This is a genomic window from Methanosarcina sp. MSH10X1 (assembly GCF_004099695.1).
In the GTDB taxonomy this organism is placed as follows: Archaea; Halobacteriota; Methanosarcinia; order Methanosarcinales; family Methanosarcinaceae; genus Methanosarcina.
The window spans coordinates 151,660-169,519 of the sequence record NZ_SCHL01000001.1 but is presented as its reverse complement, the minus strand read 5'-3'; the positions used below and the strand labels follow the sequence as shown (position 1 = coordinate 169,519).

Below are 17,860 nucleotides of genomic sequence, written 5' to 3'. Positions count from 1 at the left end.
AACTCGCTTTTTTTCTTTCTTCCAGGATGTCTTTAAAGATCTTTGCTATTTTGAGACCTTTTGTATTTTTAATACATTGATTTAACCATTATTTTCTTAATTCCCCAGGAATCCCCTGAATAAAAGGCAAAAAACAAAGAGAATAGAAATAAATAATAAAATGAATTGAGTATCAATAAAAAATGAACCTTAAAGTTGGCCATGTCTTTAAATTAACACTCAATATAGATTATTTTTAGAATTTCCTGTGGTTAGGCAGGCAATCTCTGCAGTAAACCGGCCTTCCTTCGGTTGGCTTGAACGGAACTTCAGTCTCAACACCGCAGTCCGAACAGGTAACTTTAGTCATTTCTCTGGGGCCGCTGTTGCCGCCTCTGAAACCTCCGCGATTGCCATCTCTGTTGCCGCCACGGTAAGAATTTCCTCTGTCATTAAAACCCATTTTTGTTTCACCTCCGTTTATAACGGATAATTAATTATAGGGTAAAAATAAGATTGTATAAAAATTATTGATTAAAAACAAAAATGGAGTTTTTAATAACAGATTATACGTCTCTTTATTTTCAACTACATCGACATAGTTATTTAATTATATAACTCTTTCTATGAACCAGTGCCCAAAAGAGTAGTAAAAATCAAATCAATTAAAAATCTTTTTCAGTAACAAGTTTCTATAAATATAAGGCTTTGTCTTCCTGGTTTAGAATGTTACAAAAAGCTCAATTTCCTGCTCAATAAGAAGAGACGTCCTAATCAATAAGAAGAGAAAGCTATAATCATTCAACAGAGTACTGTTTAATAAAATTCTGTTAAATAAGAGTACTGTCCGATAAGAATACCATAAAAGAAGGGGGTCCGTTTGGCATGCTCAAGCTGAACGAAACGGACATAATCTGTCAATTATAATTTTATTGAGCAAACCTGGCACTATTAATACCTGTTTTCTCTGGGTTTCCTGTGGTTAGGAAGACATTCTCTGCAGTAGACTGGTCTGTCAGGGTCAGGCCTGAAAGGTACCTGAGTTTCAGCGCCACAGTCCGAACAGGTTGCGTTGTGCATTTCCTTGGGACCTCCGAAGCCACCGCGGTTGCTGTCTCTTCCCCTGAAGGAATTTCCTCTGTCATTAAAAGCCATTTTCTTTTCACCTCCGCTTACAGCGGATAGTCAATAGTTTAAAAATAAGACTGTATATTGCTCTTTGATTAAAAACAGAAACTAGTTTTTAATAACAGATTATACATCTCTTTATTTTTAATGTTCTTAGTATACAGTCAAATTATATAAGTTTTACTCATAAAAATAACGATGATGCAAAAATCCTTCCTGCCACTGAGCTATTCCGGTTTAACTGCAACCTTTTTAGGAAAAAGCTTGACCACAACCTTTTTAGGAAAAAGCTTGACCACAACCTTTTTAGGAAAAAGCTTGACCAAAAATTAATTGCTTTCTGAGTTACTATGGTTTAACTGCAAGCTTTTTTGAAAAAATCTTGATTAAAAATTAACTTTTGCTCTCAATTTTCTTTCTTGGACCACAAGATTTCTGGAATTACTTCCAGGCAATGATTACTGACAGAACTTGTATTGTCAGTTGAAATCAAATATGCCTTTGAGGCAAATTAAAAGGTCAAACAGTAATTAGCGAGGCTCATATCAGCTGAAGAGACTAAGAGTAGTCTTGGGTATTAGAAGGTTAGAGAAGTAAATATAAGTTTAATCGTTTGAAAATGAGTTAAAAAGATTAGATATGAGCCGGAAGGTTAAAGGTTAGTTAGCGAGCTTAAGTAAGCTGAAGTGGTAGCAATATTGCTTCAAAAGGGAGTTAGGAAAAGGGAGAAAGGTTCAACCGTATGCTGGTTAAAACCGGAGTATAATCAGGATAATACAGTTTATTAAGTTTTCTTTGTTATTTCGGGTACTTATTTCAGGTACCCTTTCCTCTCAAGCCATTCAATCTGGGGCCTTGTATATTTCCAGATCACATCGGCTTTGGAATCCTGAATATCCCAGGGAGCGACAATTACTACATCTCCCTCGCGAATCCACATTTTCTTATTTTTGGACCCTGGAATCCTGCCCATCCGGACGACCCCGTCCATACACTGTAATGTAACTCTTTTTGAACCCAGGAGGCTTGATACGGTTGCCAGGACCTCGTGGTTTTCCTTGCGCGGAGTACGCACCCGTGTTACTTCCTGAGTGGAGGGCGCGGAACTTCCGGTTCCTGCTTTTCTTTTCCTTATATTGCTTCTATAGTTCGCCAGGTTTATTCCTCTTAGTGTTATTAATTTAAATTATATTATTACAATATATTCTTATTCTACCTTCGTCTTCAGACTTTCTGCGCCTATCGAGGCTTCAGGTACTCTGATGTGAAGGTTAATAAAGGGATAGGAATTAAAAGACCTCCAAGAAACCTTTAATCACTGAGAAACCTGAGATCTCAGGAGATTTACAATTTAAAGATTTTTAAAGACCTTCATTTACTCTTCATACCGTAGACTGAGAGTTGCTTTAAAACCTTTTTGAGCATTTTTATATTATTTAAATGAGTTATAAAAATGCAGTGAATTCTATTTATCCCCCACTTACTGAATGAAATTAAATATTTAAATAAATATTTAAAAATAGGGCTCTCTGCCCCTCACCTGCCATAAGTAAGAGTACATAGAATAAAAAGTGGAGCAGGTGTTGATATAAATAACTTTTAGATCAACACTTCACTTTAAGAATTCTTAGTTTAGAATTTCCTGTGGTTAGGCAGGCAGTCTCTGCAGTAAACAGGTCTTCCTTCGGTCGGCTTGAATGGAACCTCGGTCTCAACACCGCAGTCCGAACAGGTAACTTTAGTCATTTCCCTGGGGCCGCTATTGCCGCCTCTGAAGCCTCCGCGGTTGTTGTTTCGGTTGCCGCCACGGTAGGAATTTCCTCTGTCATTAAAACCCATTTTCGTTTCACCTCCGCTTATAAAGGATACATGTACCGGATAAAAACATGATCGGATATAACTTATTAATTAAAAACAAAAATGGAGTTTTTAATAACAGATTATATGTCTCATTATTTTTACTGAAAGTATATCCCTTCTCATGCTATATAAGATTTCCCCACCGTGGCGGGAGAAATATAAGCGGCTTCCTCAGAAAAAAAGGCTCTTTCGTGACTGGTTATATGTAAGAATAAAAGGAGTTTGGAAACCCCTTTTCAGGGAGGTTTCCGGTATGATTATAATCGAAAAATTCTGAAATTTCTGGACTTAGAACTTCCTGTGGTTTGGTAGGCAGTCTCTACAATAAACCGGTCTTCCTTCAGCTGGCTTGAATGGGACCTGGGTCTCTACACCACAGTCTGAACAGGTTGCGTTGTGCATTTCCCTGGGGCCGCTGTTGCCGCCTCTGAAACCTCCACGGTTTCCGTCTCTGTTTCCCCGGTTGCTGTCTCTTCCCCTGAAAGAGCTCCCTCTGTCATTAAAACTCATTCTCGTTTCACCTCCGCTTATAGCGGATACAGTTTAGATTGCTATAAAAATAAGATCTATACATTCTTTTATTAAAAACAAAAATGAAGTTTTTAATAACAGATTATATGACTCTTTATTTTTACTGCCAATATGTCCGTGGTTCTTATCATATATAAATTTACCTGTAAAAAATCCGGGTTACAACGATAAAAATCTGCAAACGAAATAAAACTTTCTGGACCATCAATTGCAGTTTCAATTGAAAAATGCAGCTGTACCAGCCAGATATGGTAACTGCCTTTCAGGAGATTCAGGAAAGACATAGACCGTAAAATCGGGGCTAGAAATTGTGCCGATTAATACTTGTCAGGAAACGGTGAATTCAGATTGAGAAACAAAGGAGCTGAATGAGAGGCAAATGCTGAGGAAAATATAAAAATAAAGAAACTATTAAAATAAAGAAACGAAAAATAGTGATTAATGAACTCTTATTATCTGCTTTTACTGGCAATTTTGTTTGAAGTCTGCGGAACTACATGTATGAAGCTTTCTCAGGGTTTTTCAAAATTCTTTCCTTCAATTTTGATTTTTGTTTTTTATGCTTTCAGTTTTTTCTTTTTTACCCTGGCCCTTAAAGGTATGGATATCAGCATTGCATACGCGATCTGGGCAGGGTTGGGGACAGCTCTGATTACTGTTGTCGGGATTTTCTGGTTCAGGGAACCTGCCAATTTCGTGAAAATAATTTCTCTTACCATTGTCGTGGCAGGAGTAATAGGGCTTAATCTCAGTGACAGAATAACCTGAAGCAAACCTGAATAAACCTTAAACAGCTGGTGTCTAATCCGAAATATGCCAGCAGGGATACAATTTTTTTCGGTAGATACTCTTCTCCTGGAATAAAAGCTAAAAATAAGAAAGATATTTCAGGAAGCCCCTGAAATCCGCCCTCAGGAACTGCCTGAAAGATTCTTCGTGTAAGGAATCTAACCCTCACTCACACGGTATCAGGCACCGCCTTGCTACCGCTGTATTTCGGGTTTTACTTTCCGCAGCCGATCCTTACAGGTCTACCTGCAGGTTGAGTCCCTACAGGAAATACGACAGCCGCAATTTCTGCTGTCATCCAACTGCCCTTCCTGAAACATATCAGAGTTGCAGGACAGGTTGCCTGTACGGGATTCATTAGCGACTCCTGCTGCAGTTACTCCGGAAGGAATCAGAGTGCGCGACGACAATATAAAAGCAGCAGGTGCCGCAGTTTTTGTTCGAACTTCCCTGAAGTCCATTTTTCTCAAAGTCTCGAAGCATCCACCCGTTTTTTAATTTCCCTTCTATTTTTCAAGATCTCCATTCCTTCAATTCTAAAGATCCTTAAGTTCCCTTTTATCGCTTCCCGATTTTCGACTTATTTCTCAGGGAGGCAAGCTGGGATTAAATCTCATATTGTAAAATTAAAATATAAGTATACTTTTTGCAATAATCCATACATTTTTCTGGGTCGAGGCTTTTAAAACTTGATGATACTTTATTTCCCTTTATAAAAGATGAAGATAACCAGGAATTCAAAAATAATTTCTTTAAACGTGCATATTATTAAAAAAAGATATTGAGGGTGCAAGAGAAGGTTTTCAATTCTTACCTATCCCCTTAATATCAGCCATATCTCCTAAAGGCTCTGGAAAAGCAAATGGACCGATAAATCTTTTTCAATAACCTCCAGGGTCAATACTCGACCTCAAAACTACATAAAAGCCCCGAGTAAGCTGTCTGCGATTGAGCTGGACCGGGAGAATTTAATGGAGATATAATATAAGGCATAGAATATGCATATCATTTACGGATGATTCGGGATTCGGAACCTTCATCCACGGACGGAAAGGCACTAATTCCTCTTTATACTATCACCTTTATAGGAACTCTTGGATTCGGGGTTATTCTCACTTTTCTTGTCTTCCTTGTGACAGACTACGGGGGAAATGCTTTGATCTACGGCCTGCTAGCTTCTACTTATCCGGCTTTTCAATTCATCGGAGCCCCTATCCTTGGGCGGTGGTCTGACCTCTACGGCAGAAAAAAGATCCTGTTACTGAGCCAGCTAGGAACCCTTCTTGCCTGGGTAATCTTTCTTGCTGCCCTGTTCCTGCCTGTAATCCCTTTGATAAAGGTAGAATCCGGTCTTCTTGGTGCCTTTACAGTTACCCTGCCTCTGTTTGCATTGTTCTTTGCAAGGGCTCTTGACGGTGCCACCGGAGGAAATGTATCCGTAGCAAACGCCTATCTTGCCGACCTAACATCTGAAGAAGATAGGAACAAGAATTACGGCAGGATGTCGGTTGCTTCAAATCTTGGATATGTAGTTGGCCCTGCCCTTGCAGGCATCCTCGGAACGACCATTTATGGTGAACTTCTTCCTGTTTCCGTAGCCCTGTTTATCTCAGTTGTAGGAACGCTCATCGTGCTTTTCCTTCTCCCGGATACGAAGCCCTGCGTAACCGAAAGTTATTCCCAACCAGAAAATCTCAGAAAGGTGCTTGGACAGGAACATAAAGAATGCTACAACGTAGCAGGAGAAAAGATAACTTTCAGCGAAGTTTTCAAGCTTGAATACATTCCTTTTATGTTGATGTTGTATTTTCTCATTTTCCTTGGTTTCAATATTTATTATACGGCATTTCCTATCTTTTCGGTCGCTGCCCTAAACTGGAACCCTGCCGAACTGGGCATTTATTTTTCCGTAATCAGTGCACTTATGGCATTTGTACAGGGTCCTGTGCTGGCAAAACTTGCTAAGTCATACAGGGAGTCCATCCTTATTGTTGCAGGAGGCTTCATTCTCGGCCTGCAGTTCATCCTGATCGTGCCCGGAAATCTCCTTCTAATATATGTGGCAGCCGTCTTTTTTGCGCTTGGAAACGGAGTTATGTGGCCCTGTGTCCTCTCTATTCTCTCGAAATTTGCAGGCAGCAGATATCAGGGCTCGGTGCAGGGATTTGCCATAAGCGCGAGCAGCCTTGCAAGCATAATAGGCTTGCTCGCAGGAGGCTTGCTTTACACACAGGTGGGAGCAATCTCTTTCCTGATAGCAGCCGCAATCATATATACGGTCGTTTTTCTCTCTTTCAGGCTTTTAAAAATCGAAAAACGGAGACTTGCAGAGGCTGAGATAAAAAATCTTTGAGCTGAAGCTTTAGGTAGCAATTTAATTTATAAGACCAGTGGACAATTCAATAATCTATAATATTTGACCGTGAAAAGCTGAAAAGCATGGAAGAGCCTTACATCGTACTGAAGCCAGAGTGATAGAAGTATGGATGACCGCCTATCTCAGTACTGCCAGCTCCCAGCGATCGCCAGCACTTCGGCGGCCCGAAACTGACATCACGAATGGGGCAGCGAACACCGGAGAATAGTCGAGGATAGTCGAGGGCACGGTTGAAGGTAACCGGTTCTCATTCAGGACATTGGTAATCACGCCGCTGAGTATGGAGATCATATATGACGGGACTGTTAGCGGCAGCCTAATCTCGGACAACCTCACGACCCAGGGGATCGGGACCTTTCCCTTAATTGAACCCTTATTGAATCCCGTTGAGGATGCTCCGTAAAGGAGATGTAGGGAGCTGGATATTTCCTGATAGGAGACATCAGATCCATTCTAGATTGCAGCATGGAACAGGACACTGAATGAACCAATATTTTTGCAGTTTCTCCACTTCATTTACCGCTCCTAATGCCAGAAGCCTGGATTTAATGGGTAATGGCATCATATCAACGCCAGTGAAAAATTAGTCAACTAAAAATCTATTTCACAAAAAAAGGAAGCAGCCTTCTCCATCTCGTCTACTAAAAAGAAATAAAAAATAAAGAAATAATACAAAAAAGAAATAATACAAAAAAGAAACTTTTTTCAACAGGAGCTAATAAAATGAGTTCCAGAAAATGTCAAAGACAAAAAAATAGTATTAATCTATCGATTTTAAATAATGAGCTATAGCAGGAGCAAGTATCATGGAATGGCCTGTAACTTCCGGGGATTATGTAATAGGGAATGTAAATTCAAGCGTAGCCGTGGTAACGCTTGCCTCTGATTACAGGAACTGGGAATTGAAAAACTACGCAATTTGCGGAACCTGCTTTTCCGAAAACTTCGGGGTTGAAAAAGTAATTGTCAATGTGCTTGCAAACCCGAACATAAGCTGCCTGATCGTCTGCGGAGAGGATAGCGCCCACCTGTCAGGTCAATCCCTTATAGCACTCGCGGAAGGCGGGGTTTCCACAATGGCAGGCTCACGAAAGATTGTCGGTTCACATGCCTCCCTGCCCTATCTGAATGAAATCCCTATGACTGCAATCTCCCGCTTCCTCAGGGAAATAAAGGTAATAGATATGGTCGGAAACACCGATTTAGCTGCCATCCAGAAGGCAATAGACTCCTGCACCGCCCCTGCAAGAAGCGAGGCTCACATCGTTTCAATGCCTGAAGTTGATGAAAACGCCTGGAAAAAGTATGAAAAACTGGTGAAGCAGAACGTAATGTCAAAGTTAAAAAAAGTATAATTGAACGTGCCGCCCTATTTCTGGCTTACTTCTATTTTCCTCAATACGGACCTTCCGGATTATACTCTAAATCCGTTACTTTTACATCAATATATTCCAGATCATCTTCTCTTAAATTCCAGACACCTGCCCCTTTTATGGGAAGCTTCAATCCCTCAAATTCACCGTATTCCCTAATCGGAGTTGACCAGTTTTCCAGTTCAAACATGTTGTTGCCTATATCCCTGTAACGCGGAGCCATGAAATTTGTCAATTTTCCTTCGTCGTCAAAGTACATGGTCGCAGTTACGCTTTTGCCCGAATCTCTCAAGGTTACTTTCGCCGAACCTGTATCTATGGGCTCGAAAGAAATATTCTCTCCAAGAAGAGCCGACGGAAACCACATCATCTCATTAAGGTAACGCATCATTGCGCCCTGGTCCATTTTCTCCCCACCGGAGTCCGCAACTGTAAATAATGAAAGCGCTTTCACCAGAATATTGCCCCTGCCCTCCATATAGTAATCTCGCACCCGTATAAGCGGCAAGCCGAAAAATTTCATATACGCAATCCAGATAAAACCCGGCGGGCTTACGGAAAAGTATTCGCTAGCCCTGAAATTCATCCACGGCTTTGTTGCATCCTTCCGGATTCTTCCAGCCTGTTTGAGCCGTACTTTCTGGACCATCGGCTTGCCAACCACTCCGGTATACGCAAGATACCTCTTTACCGGATCCGGCAGGTTTTGCAGCATATCTTCCGTGACAATCACCGGCTTCTGTTCCTGAGGCTGCGTAAATACTTTCTGGATCTCCCTCCCGAGCTTCGTAGTGGCAATTAAAATTATATTTGAAGCAATAGCTTTCAGCATGCTTTACTCCTGTTTGCGCCTTTCCATTGAATGAACTGGTGACCTGGATAATTAAAGATGCGGCTGGAATCTGGAGTTGAGTCATTAAAAGTCAATTCTCAACGAATAACTGATCCTGCAACATTTAATAGATTTCTTTGACTCTTCCAACCTGCCCATTTGTTAACTGGACTTTTATTCCGTGCGGATGGGTCGAAGAGTTGGTTAAAATCCTTTTTACAACGCCCAGGGTAATTTTTCCGGTTCTCTGATCTTCTTTTAAGACGATGCCTACCTTCATCCCTTCTTTAATGTTTGCTCTGACAGTACCATTGCTCATGGTGGGAGGTAAATTTAGGATTATATAAAGGTGTACGTTTGAAAAAAAGTAGACTTTGAATCTGATAAATTATAAACACACTACTGCATGCCGGCTTTTCCTTGAAGCAAAGTTGCAGCGGCAAGAGAAAGAACAAAGAAATTAAGGCAGTCCATTCTTGCAAAGGCATTTTCCGGTCAACTTGTTGAGACCGAGGCTGAGATTGCAAGAAGGGAAGGCAGGGATTATGAGACGGCGGAGGTTTTGCTTGCGGAGATAAGTGAAGAGAAATATCAGAAAAAAGAAAGCTTGACATCACTTTAAAACTTACTTTTTTATCTTCTTTTTTCGGGCATGCCGGCTGCTCTACAGCCGGTGAGAACGTTGGTACCCAAAATCGAAATTAAGATAATTTAACGCCCTAAGACACAGTTCAAAACTTATCTGGAAGGGTTAAATAAATACTATCTGGAAAAGGTTTTAGGATTATTAGCACATTAATATAATAGTATCAATTGGGGGTATCACAGCCATCAACGCCGACAATTTTTCTGACTTCTTCTGTTCGGCTTGCACCTTTTGAAAACGTATACATCTTTTGAAAAAGTGACATGTCTGTGATATTCTTCAGAACTAAAAAGTAAATTTTAGAAAAGGGGGAATACCATGAAATCAAGCACTGAGGACGAGGTAGAAGGCAAACTTCGCAAAGCAAAGGGGGAGATCAAGGAAACTGTCGGGAAGGTAAGCGATAAACCAGATGTGGAAGCCGAAGGCAGCGTTGAAAAGCTCGAAGGCGAGGCAAAGGAAAAGAAAGGTCAAATCAAGAAAGTGTTTGGAAAGTAAAGAGCGGCGCGGTATGCGCCCGCTTCCGGCTGCCTCTTATCCCAGGCAGAATATTTCTTAATTATGACCAGGAACTGACAATGGAACAGGGGAGAAGAAAGCTATAGCTCTTTTATTGATTTCCAGTAATTATTTACCAGCCCGGAAACTTCACCGGGGCTTTCCTTCATGTACCATCGCATTCTTTTACAAAATTAATCAGTGCCTGGTCTATGTTTTCACAGCTTACGAAGAAAGGCTTGTCCGTGATCATAATTGTCAGATTTGACTGCCCATCCCATTCGAAGTCTGCTGTAAATCCCTGTCCTGAAAGCTCTCCCTCGTTTCCTGGTGGGACTGTAATGCCTTCAGCCTGAAGCCTATCCTTCATGCATTCAAACCTCTCGGGCGTGACGTTAATAAATTTTATGGGGTCACACCCGCTTCCTCCAAACTGCGCCTGAGCCAGCCCGGCAGGAAGAATCAGGCACAGTACCAGCAGGGAAATTATCAATTTCATTCTCATCCCTTACCCCCTTTCCGATTTCGGCTTTTTTTCAGTCGGTATCCGGATACAATCAAATGAATAGACTGATGCAAATGAATTGAAATATTGAATTAAATATAATATGCTTAATAATAAATGGTGTATTATATATTTAACCCCTTTTAAGTATCGAATTTCATTTAAGCATTTATTTAGTCCGGTTTTCAGAAAATCAAGGAATCTTAAATATCTACAGGCTTTTGAATCCGGATTCAGATGGGGTTTTCCTGCACTTCTTTTTCCAGCTCATCAAGGTATGGAGCAAGTGAGGCTAGGGCTTCAGCTTTCTGGTATTCGGACTTAATCCCGGATGCCATATCAAGAGCTTTTTCGAGAATTTCCTTTTTTCGTGATTCATCCAGATACGGAAGAACATACGAGAGGGCTTCGGGTCTCATATCTTTGTCCTTAAGATTGAAAGCCATCTCAAGAGCCTGTTCTATAACTTCCTGCTGTCTCTCCTCGTTCAGGTATGTAATAAGAAAAGAAAGAGCCTGTATCTTTTGATAGTCGGAGTGGATCACTGTCACCAGTTCAAGGGCTTTTTCAATAAGTTTCTCATTTTTTAATCCGTAGAGATGAGGGACAAGTGAAGAAAGCAGCTGGAATTTTGCATCCCCATAACGAATAAAGATTGCAAAGGCAAGGATATCTTCAATAAGTCTTACTTTTCCAGGTCCTCTTAAATGCGGAGCCAGTGAGGAAAAAACAAGAGCTCTTTCGTTCCCATCCTGAATATTAGAGGCAGAGTAAAGAGCTTTTTCTATAAGTTCTATTTTTCTTGGCCCATCCAGAATAGGAAGCATGAGGGTAAGAATTTTTGATCTCAGGTCACCATATTGAACATTCGAGGCAAACTCAAGGGCTTTTTCCATAAATTCTTCTTTTTCCGGTCCCTCCAGCTGAGCAAACTGTGAAAGGAGATTCTTTAACCTTTGAGATTCATCCTGGATCCTGGACTCGATTTGTTTAAAATCTGCAATTTTTGCCATTCTTATTGAACTGGGACTACCTTCTATTGTGATTCCCTGGTTTAGCTGGATGTGCATGTAAGGTTGCCGCTGGTTTTTGACAGCATTCTCGAATGCAATTGTCTGGTCGGATACGGTCTCTTCAGTACCTGACATTTCAAAATTTTCCGGGCCTTGACCAGTACTCTTTCTTTCAATGAACTCTTCAAACATTCTATTAAACTCTGCATACACCTTTGCTTTATCTATTAAGGCTTGCTTTGTATACTTAATTGAACCTTCTTCAGCCACTGACTTCTGTACCTCTTCGGCCATTATCCTCTGTACTTCCTTGCCTTCCATAAAAAATGAGACTTCTTTGGATAAATCAGGATCTTTTTCAAAACATTTAGAAATTTCCTGAACCAGAATTTGTCTTACTTCAGAATCGTATGGTGCAATAACCATATTTCCTGCGGCTTCTTTTAACTCAGGCCTTTCTTTCGAATATAGTTTTCTCCACAGTTCTCTCTTAATTTCCCAGACATCGGGTCCTACTTTTTTGCCAGCTTCTTCAGCCGCTTTTTTAGATCCAATGATCAGATAAGGTAGTACAGGTTCAATAAAATCTGTTACTGTTTGTGCCAGCCTGAAAACTATACCCTGTTGCCGCATGGTTCCATCCTCTTATTTAATAGAATATTAATCTTCTCTCTATAGTTTAATTTCATTTTTTATAATTTATCTTTATCCTTTATCGTTTAGCCTTATAATACCTTGATAGACGAGTGTGATATCTGCATCAAAGTATATAATTAAACAGTTATATAAGCCCATGATTCTCCTCACACTTAGATATAATATGTTCTGCCGGAGATATAAAGGGAAATTGAATAAAAGGAAAATTGAATAAAAGGAAAATTGAATAAAAAAAGATTGAAATAATATTTCTCTAAAATGGGATCTGTTTTTATAAATCGGGCAAACAGAGGTTAGTATAATGAAACTTATTGAGATAGACGAAAACGGCACAGCTGCGGTCCCGATTAACAATCTTACAAACCTGGAAAAGAGATAATGAGCTCAACAGCCGGGCTATATGAGGCAGCAGGCTATTTCCTGCCCTGGATCGGGTACCTTGCGCTTGAAGAAGAGAAGTGCGCAGGTACATGTGCATTTAAATCAACCCCGGAAAGCAATCGGGTGGAAATTGCATATTTTACCTTTCCTGAGTTTGAAAAGCAGGGCGTGGCTACACGCATGGTTCAGGCGCTTTTACGGATAGCCTTCGATGCCGTGCCTGGACTGATAATTGCCGCACAGATCCTTCCCGGAGAGAATGCATCAACTGCCGTATTGAAGAAGCTTGGTTTCCACTTCGTTGCTGAACTGGAGCACACTGAAGATGGCAAATTCTGGGAATGGCAGCTAGAAAATTCTGGCACGGACTGAACAAAATGTTTAAGGCTAAAGAGTTCCGGTAAGAGCCAAACGATATATTTTATGAGAAAATCCGGTCAGACTCCAAAAATCTCTACAATATTCATCAACAGGAGAAATCTAAAGAGGAGTCTAGAGATCCGATGCTATCATGTTCCGCTTCTTACTTCTTTTTTATCGATTTTCGATCCTGGACTGAAAAACAGAAGAATCTTCCTTTTTGACAGTTTATTCCAAAAACCTTCAGGACTATAAAAAACGCTTCCCGAAAATGCTTCTCGTTTTGAGGTCGTGAATGTGCCGGTCCACAGAAAAGGAGATTATATCCTGCCGCTAGCCTCAGGAAATCCTGATTCAGAAACTGGCTTGTCCGGTTATCCATTCAATCTGACATTTAATTCTTCTTTACTGCCAGCTAAAATCCAGAATCAATAGTTATATGAGGAAACCTGCCAGATTGGGATTGTAGATAAGAACCTGTAGATAGGACAGTATTAGAGCAGAAGTTGGTGGGAGTTCTTGAGTAAGCAGCCAGAGATACATGGTAAAACTTTCAGTAAGGTTTCGGATGAGAGAATAAAGGCTGCAAGGCAGCTTGGAGAGCTTTTTGAGGTTTTTCCTGACAGGAAGCAGGCTTTTGAGGATCTGTTAAGACTTTGTTCTGACAGAGATAATGAAGTCCGGGAAGAAGCTATCAATTCCCTTGTAACGGTTTTTCCTAATGTTCCGGACAGGGAACTTGTGTGGGAGAAATTCGTTAATCTGACAGCTTATCCGGCAGAATCGGTAATGACGGCTGCAGCCAATGCCCTGGTCAGCGTTTTTCCCCTCATGCCGGACAAGATTAAGGCGTGGAGGGACATTGCCGGGTTGATAAGTTCAAGGTCAAGTATGGAAGACGTAAACAGTAAAATTGTCAGCTCGCTTTACTATTTAATAAAAGAAATCCCTGATAAACAGCAGGTTTGGATAGACCTGCTTGCAATGGGAGCTTCGGAGTATTCTTATGTGCGAGAGAAGTCGGCTTCACTTTTAAACCTTGTTTTTCCGGAACTGGCGGAAGAGGAAAAAGAAAAAGCCTGGAACGAGTTACTGGAACAGGCTACCGAGTCCAGGGACGAGACGGTAAGGGAGCAAGCTGCGCGCACTCTTGGAACCGTTTACGCGCTGATGCCGGACGAGATGAAGGATGAGACCCTTGAGACCCTTCTGGAACTTGCAGTATCGGGAAACTCTGAGGTCCAGAAGGAGGCCCTTCTGGCTCTACCGTCGGTTTTTTCTCACATTCCGGATAATAAAAAAGCCTGGGAAGACATCCTCAGGCTTACGGGTGATGAAAACGGGTATATCCGAAAAAAGGCTATAGATGCCCTTGTTTTTATATTTCCTGATATGCCCGACAAGAAAAAGGTCTGGGCTGATTTCCTGAGCCTGACAGGGGCCGGGGACGAATATGTCAGGAATGCAGCTGCTGATGCTCTTGTGTCCTTATTTCCGGTTCTGGATAATAAAGATATCCTGTGGCGTGAACTTACCGGATACGCTGGAAATGAGGACGAGAATGTGCAGACCAGTGCAGCTAACGTTCTCATGAGGGTTTTTCCATATACTTCCGACAGGAGAGAGACATATTCCGAACTTGTACTCCTGGCTGAAGCAAAGGATAGTCCTGTACTCCGAAAGGCTGTAGCCAGACTTGCCTTTGCCTATCCCGAATTATATAATGAGCGTGAGGGAAGTGAAAAGGGGCGGGAAGCGACGGAGAAATGTAATTCCCGGGAGAAAGACAAACAGTGGGAGAAATGTGAATCCATAGAAAATTACGAATTCGAAGGAGGCCGAATACCTGAAGAAGATCGGAAATCTGAAGAAAAGCGAAACTCGGAAGGGGGCGATATCTTTAGAAAAAAAGATAAGTCCAGAGAACGGGTTAAACCCGAGAAAGGAGATAAGCCCTGGGGAGTTTCTGAGCCTCTGCCGGAAGAGAATACTTTTCCTCGAAAGAATGTAATTGATTCCCTGAGCTCTGTCTTTTCTGAGGAAAAAGAAGAAACCGGTAACCGGCAGGTTGAAGAAAAAGAAGGAAAAAAGCCCGCCTCTGAGCTTTCCGGGCCTGAGACAAATAGCAGGATATATATACAGAAGAAAGATACCACGGACCTGTTTGCCAGGTCGGGCTCTGCCCTTCCTGACAGAGAAGAAATTGTAAGCAGGCTAATTTACCTGGGTTCGGATTCGGATCCCCAGAGACGGAAAAGCGGAATCGGGGCTTTGCTTGCGGCTTATTCCCGATACAACGGTAGAACGCAGGATATCTGGAACGAACTCCTTAATTTGACAGGAGATGAGGATACAGGCACCAGAAGAGATGCTGCAGATCTGCTTTCGGATGTTTTTCCAGCGGTCGAGGAGAAGTCTGCAGTTTTCTATAACCTTGTCAAACTCACTGAAAGCCAGGATGCCCAGATCCGTAAGAGAGCGGCAGAACTTCTGGCTGCTGCGTTTGCTTATTCTGATAATAAGCAGGCAGCCTGGAATGAACTTATAAGGCTCGTATCCGTTGAAGACCGGGAGGTCAGGAAAAGGGCTGTTCTTGCCTTATCTTCGGGCTTTACAGAAGTTCCCGATAAAGGAAAGGTCTGGATGGACCTGGTAAGGCTCTCAGACCATAGCGATAGTTTTGTACAGAGGATAGCAACGCAGGTGCTTGGATCTGCTTTTTTCCATGTGCCGGATAAAACCCAGGCCTGGAGAGATTTGAAGGCGCTTACTGAAAGTCCTTATTTTTATGTTCGGAAGTACGCTCTCCGCTCCCTTGGAAGGGCTTCTCTCTGGAGGTCGCTGAGGGCGGAAGACGAAGCCACTTATATTTTCGGGTTAAAAGAGGCTGTCAATTATTTTAAAGAGGCATCCGAAGCATCGGTTGGCTTCCATATTCCTGAATTTTATTATCATTTCTATCAGGCTCTGTTATTCATTCTTTTCAGTAACAGGCCTGGCATAGCAAGACTTGAGAGTGAGCAGTACCTTTCAAAAATGGCTGAAGAGGTCAGGGAAGAAGGCGATGAAGGCGGAGAAGAAGAATTATTTTATATTTTCGAACAGTTTGCAGAACTTCTCATGCATGCAGGAAAACTCAGACAGGGCGATCTGTCCGGGCAAAAGAAGCTACTTCAAGCCTCTGTTGATATTTTCAACACTTATTCGGCCCTTTTTGAGAATAAAGAGGAAGAAATTATCTTTACCAGAAAAACTATGAAAAAAGAAAAACCTGCGAAAAAAGAGTACTCGAACCTTGGAAAAGACCTTCTTGAAAGGGTTGAGAAAAAAAAGTTATCTTTAATAAAAGACCGTAAGAAAAAGGGTTTCTGACCCAGAGTGAGAGGTTTAAAACGCTTGCGAACTGTTTCCCGTTAATTTATATCCTATCCTGACATCCTTTTTTTATGTACGAGGCAGGAATGGAAGTAAGCGATGCGGATTTTGAGTTTGCAAAACCTCCTCTCTCAAAAGAGTTCCTTCGCCTTGTATTTGACAAATTTCAGCTTGGTTCTATTACCTATTTCGGCGAAAACATGTTTTACCTTGCAAGGCAAAATTCGGAACCATTCATACCCCTGCCTCCTGGTGCACGCTACCCTGCTGAGATTGAACTGGTACTTGATTTTATGGCAAAGGAGAGAATCCGCAGGCTCAGGTATGAAATGGGCGTACTTTTTCGGTCTGATATTCCGGAGTTATCCGATTCTAAGACTCAGTAAAGTTCGCTTTAAAAAACAAAGCCCGAAGAAGAGGAAATCGGGTAAATGAGCCTGAAGAATAAGAGATGTAGCCTCATCCGGGGCAAGTACCTGATTGCTTTTTTCCTTTTGTTCGGGTTATTTATAGTTTTATTCCAATATAAACATTAAAAAATTTATCTTTATCGTTAACTGGAGGGGTATTAAACGATACATCTATGGGAATATGATTCTCGCAAACTTGATGGCTTAAACATGCCACAGTTGATGAGCGAACTCGAAAGAATAGGAAACGAGGGTTGGGAACTTATTTTGATCAGGAACGATATCGATCAGGATGGCAAAGTAACCGGGATATTCAAACGGCAAAAAAGTGAGGTAATATCCGTATAATAACTCTGTTTTTTACTATCTTTTATCATCTTTTTAATACTGTTTTACTATTTTTTTACTGAGTCCTGACAATTTTCTTATTTTTTTTCGATCTTTTCCACTTCTATTGCCTTTTGATGTTTTAGGATCTTTTTGTATACTGAAGGCTGTTAGCAATATTTTGCCTGGAGAAAAGATTGCGTTCCCATCTGTAAAATTCTGGAAGTTCCGAACGGCACTTATCAGGTCTTGTTCAGGAAGAGGTTTGGTACTGGACTCACGGGTTGCGAGCTTCTTATCTTGTCTCTTCGCTTTTAGAGTAGATTTTTCGGAGTAGGCGTTGAAGTATTTCTTGTGGAATAGGTCTTGCTATGTGGTCTTGTGATGAGAACGCAATTTATACTATGTTCGCACCATATATAATATTTTTAACACATAATGTTATTTTAACTATATTCTGTTGTTATAAAGATCTAATTTTTCTCCATTGGTTTAACCTTATAGCATTGAACTACCCGAGTCCCGTCTCAGGAGGATGCTGTCCTTCCCGAATTGCTAAATGGCTTGACCGCAAGCCTTTTCAAAAAAGGCTTGAGCGAAAACTTTTTCAAAAAAGTTTTATCAAAAACCATGCTTTATCGAAACCGGTGTAACCGGAGCGTGATAAACCGGCGCAACGGTTTCAACGCAAGCCTTTTCAAAAAAGGCTTGAGCGAAAACTTTTTGAGAAAAGGTTTTATCAAAAACTCATGCTTTATCTAGACCGGTATAACCGGAGCGTGATCGACCGGCGCAACGGTCGCGGGTCAACGGTTGATT

Annotated in this window: 18 protein-coding genes; 8 read left to right on the top strand and 10 right to left on the bottom strand. The window is 41.3% G+C overall.

The window, feature by feature from the left end:
* Positions 1-235: 235 nt before the first annotated feature.
* The 5 genes from EQO05_RS00650 to EQO05_RS00630 all read right to left on the bottom strand — a co-directional run bounded on the left by EQO05_RS00650 (position 236) and on the right by EQO05_RS00630 (position 3,477).
* On the bottom strand, positions 236-442 hold the full coding sequence (locus EQO05_RS00650) for a CxxC-x17-CxxC domain-containing protein (protein ID WP_128502787.1): 207 nt from the start codon (positions 440-442) through the stop codon (positions 236-238).
* A gap of 488 nt (positions 443-930) precedes the next feature.
* Positions 931-1,134, bottom strand: coding sequence for a CxxC-x17-CxxC domain-containing protein (locus tag EQO05_RS00645; protein ID WP_128502785.1), 204 nt, complete (start codon positions 1,132-1,134; stop codon positions 931-933).
* A 784-nt stretch (positions 1,135-1,918) separates the two neighbouring features.
* Positions 1,919-2,242: a translation initiation factor eIF-1A gene (gene eif1A, locus EQO05_RS00640; protein WP_128502784.1), complete on the bottom strand. Its 324-nt coding sequence runs from the start codon at positions 2,240-2,242 to the stop codon at positions 1,919-1,921.
* Between the two features lie 497 nt (positions 2,243-2,739).
* Positions 2,740-2,946: a CxxC-x17-CxxC domain-containing protein gene (locus EQO05_RS00635; RefSeq protein ID WP_128502782.1), complete on the bottom strand. Its 207-nt coding sequence runs from the start codon at positions 2,944-2,946 to the stop codon at positions 2,740-2,742.
* Positions 2,947-3,255: 309 nt separating this feature from the next.
* The gene (locus EQO05_RS00630; RefSeq protein WP_128502780.1) at positions 3,256-3,477 is read right to left on the bottom strand and encodes a CxxC-x17-CxxC domain-containing protein; all 222 of its coding nucleotides are present in this window, start codon (positions 3,475-3,477) and stop codon (positions 3,256-3,258) included.
* A 462-nt stretch (positions 3,478-3,939) separates the two neighbouring features.
* Here EQO05_RS00630 and EQO05_RS00625 point away from each other — a divergent pair, with 462 nt between their 5' ends.
* Positions 3,940-4,266, top strand: coding sequence for a multidrug efflux SMR transporter (locus tag EQO05_RS00625; RefSeq protein ID WP_128502778.1), 327 nt, complete (start codon positions 3,940-3,942; stop codon positions 4,264-4,266).
* A gap of 235 nt (positions 4,267-4,501) precedes the next feature.
* On the opposite strand, the gene EQO05_RS15300 is transcribed toward EQO05_RS00625, so the two are convergent.
* Entirely contained in the window at positions 4,502-4,645 is a 144-nt protein-coding gene (locus tag EQO05_RS15300) for a hypothetical protein (RefSeq protein ID WP_164888425.1), read from the bottom strand.
* 657 nt (positions 4,646-5,302) lie between these two features.
* Between EQO05_RS15300 and EQO05_RS00620 the strand changes: the two genes are divergently transcribed.
* Together EQO05_RS00620 and EQO05_RS00615 are read left to right on the top strand one after the other, a co-directional pair.
* Positions 5,303-6,640, top strand: coding sequence for an MFS transporter (locus EQO05_RS00620; protein ID WP_128502777.1), 1,338 nt, complete (start codon positions 5,303-5,305; stop codon positions 6,638-6,640).
* Between the two features lie 830 nt (positions 6,641-7,470).
* A complete protein-coding gene (locus EQO05_RS00615; protein WP_128502774.1) occupies positions 7,471-8,019 on the top strand; it encodes a tetrahydromethanopterin S-methyltransferase subunit A in 549 nt (182 codons plus the stop codon).
* Between the two features lie 40 nt (positions 8,020-8,059).
* Here EQO05_RS00615 and EQO05_RS00610 read toward each other — a convergent pair whose 3' ends face one another.
* Together EQO05_RS00610 and EQO05_RS00605 are read right to left on the bottom strand one after the other, a co-directional pair.
* On the bottom strand, positions 8,060-8,869 hold the full coding sequence (locus EQO05_RS00610; protein ID WP_128502772.1) for a DUF6544 family protein: 810 nt from the start codon (positions 8,867-8,869) through the stop codon (positions 8,060-8,062).
* 124 nt (positions 8,870-8,993) lie between these two features.
* Positions 8,994-9,188 (bottom strand): YwbE family protein, encoded by a 195-nt coding sequence (locus EQO05_RS00605; protein WP_128502769.1) that lies wholly within the window; start codon positions 9,186-9,188, stop codon positions 8,994-8,996.
* A 645-nt stretch (positions 9,189-9,833) separates the two neighbouring features.
* Here EQO05_RS00605 and EQO05_RS00595 point away from each other — a divergent pair.
* Complete coding sequence (locus EQO05_RS00595) at positions 9,834-10,013, top strand: CsbD family protein (RefSeq protein ID WP_128502768.1); 180 nt, start codon at positions 9,834-9,836, stop codon at positions 10,011-10,013.
* A 166-nt stretch (positions 10,014-10,179) separates the two neighbouring features.
* Here the strand turns inward: EQO05_RS00595 and EQO05_RS15870 are convergent, their stop codons facing one another.
* Positions 10,180-10,518 carry a hypothetical protein gene (locus tag EQO05_RS15870; protein WP_240664245.1) on the bottom strand — a complete coding sequence of 113 codons (339 nt, stop codon included), beginning with the start codon at positions 10,516-10,518 and terminating at the stop codon, positions 10,180-10,182.
* Positions 10,519-10,751: 233 nt separating this feature from the next.
* Positions 10,752-12,164, bottom strand: a complete 1,413-nt coding sequence (locus EQO05_RS00585) for a hypothetical protein (protein ID WP_128502765.1) — start codon at positions 12,162-12,164, stop codon at positions 10,752-10,754.
* 402 nt (positions 12,165-12,566) lie between these two features.
* Here EQO05_RS00585 and EQO05_RS00580 point away from each other — a divergent pair, with 402 nt between their 5' ends.
* The 4 genes from EQO05_RS00580 to EQO05_RS15295 all read left to right on the top strand — a co-directional run bounded on the left by EQO05_RS00580 (position 12,567) and on the right by EQO05_RS15295 (position 17,062).
* Positions 12,567-12,941 (top strand): GNAT family N-acetyltransferase, encoded by a 375-nt coding sequence (locus EQO05_RS00580; RefSeq protein WP_128502763.1) that lies wholly within the window; start codon positions 12,567-12,569, stop codon positions 12,939-12,941.
* A gap of 507 nt (positions 12,942-13,448) precedes the next feature.
* On the top strand, positions 13,449-16,301 hold the full coding sequence (locus EQO05_RS00575; RefSeq protein ID WP_128502760.1) for a HEAT repeat domain-containing protein: 2,853 nt from the start codon (positions 13,449-13,451) through the stop codon (positions 16,299-16,301).
* Between the two features lie 89 nt (positions 16,302-16,390).
* Positions 16,391-16,690: a hypothetical protein gene (locus EQO05_RS00570; RefSeq protein WP_240664244.1), complete on the top strand. Its 300-nt coding sequence runs from the start codon at positions 16,391-16,393 to the stop codon at positions 16,688-16,690.
* A gap of 234 nt (positions 16,691-16,924) precedes the next feature.
* Entirely contained in the window at positions 16,925-17,062 is a 138-nt protein-coding gene (locus tag EQO05_RS15295) for a hypothetical protein (protein ID WP_164888424.1), read from the top strand.
* The last annotated feature ends 798 nt before the right edge of the window (positions 17,063-17,860 follow it).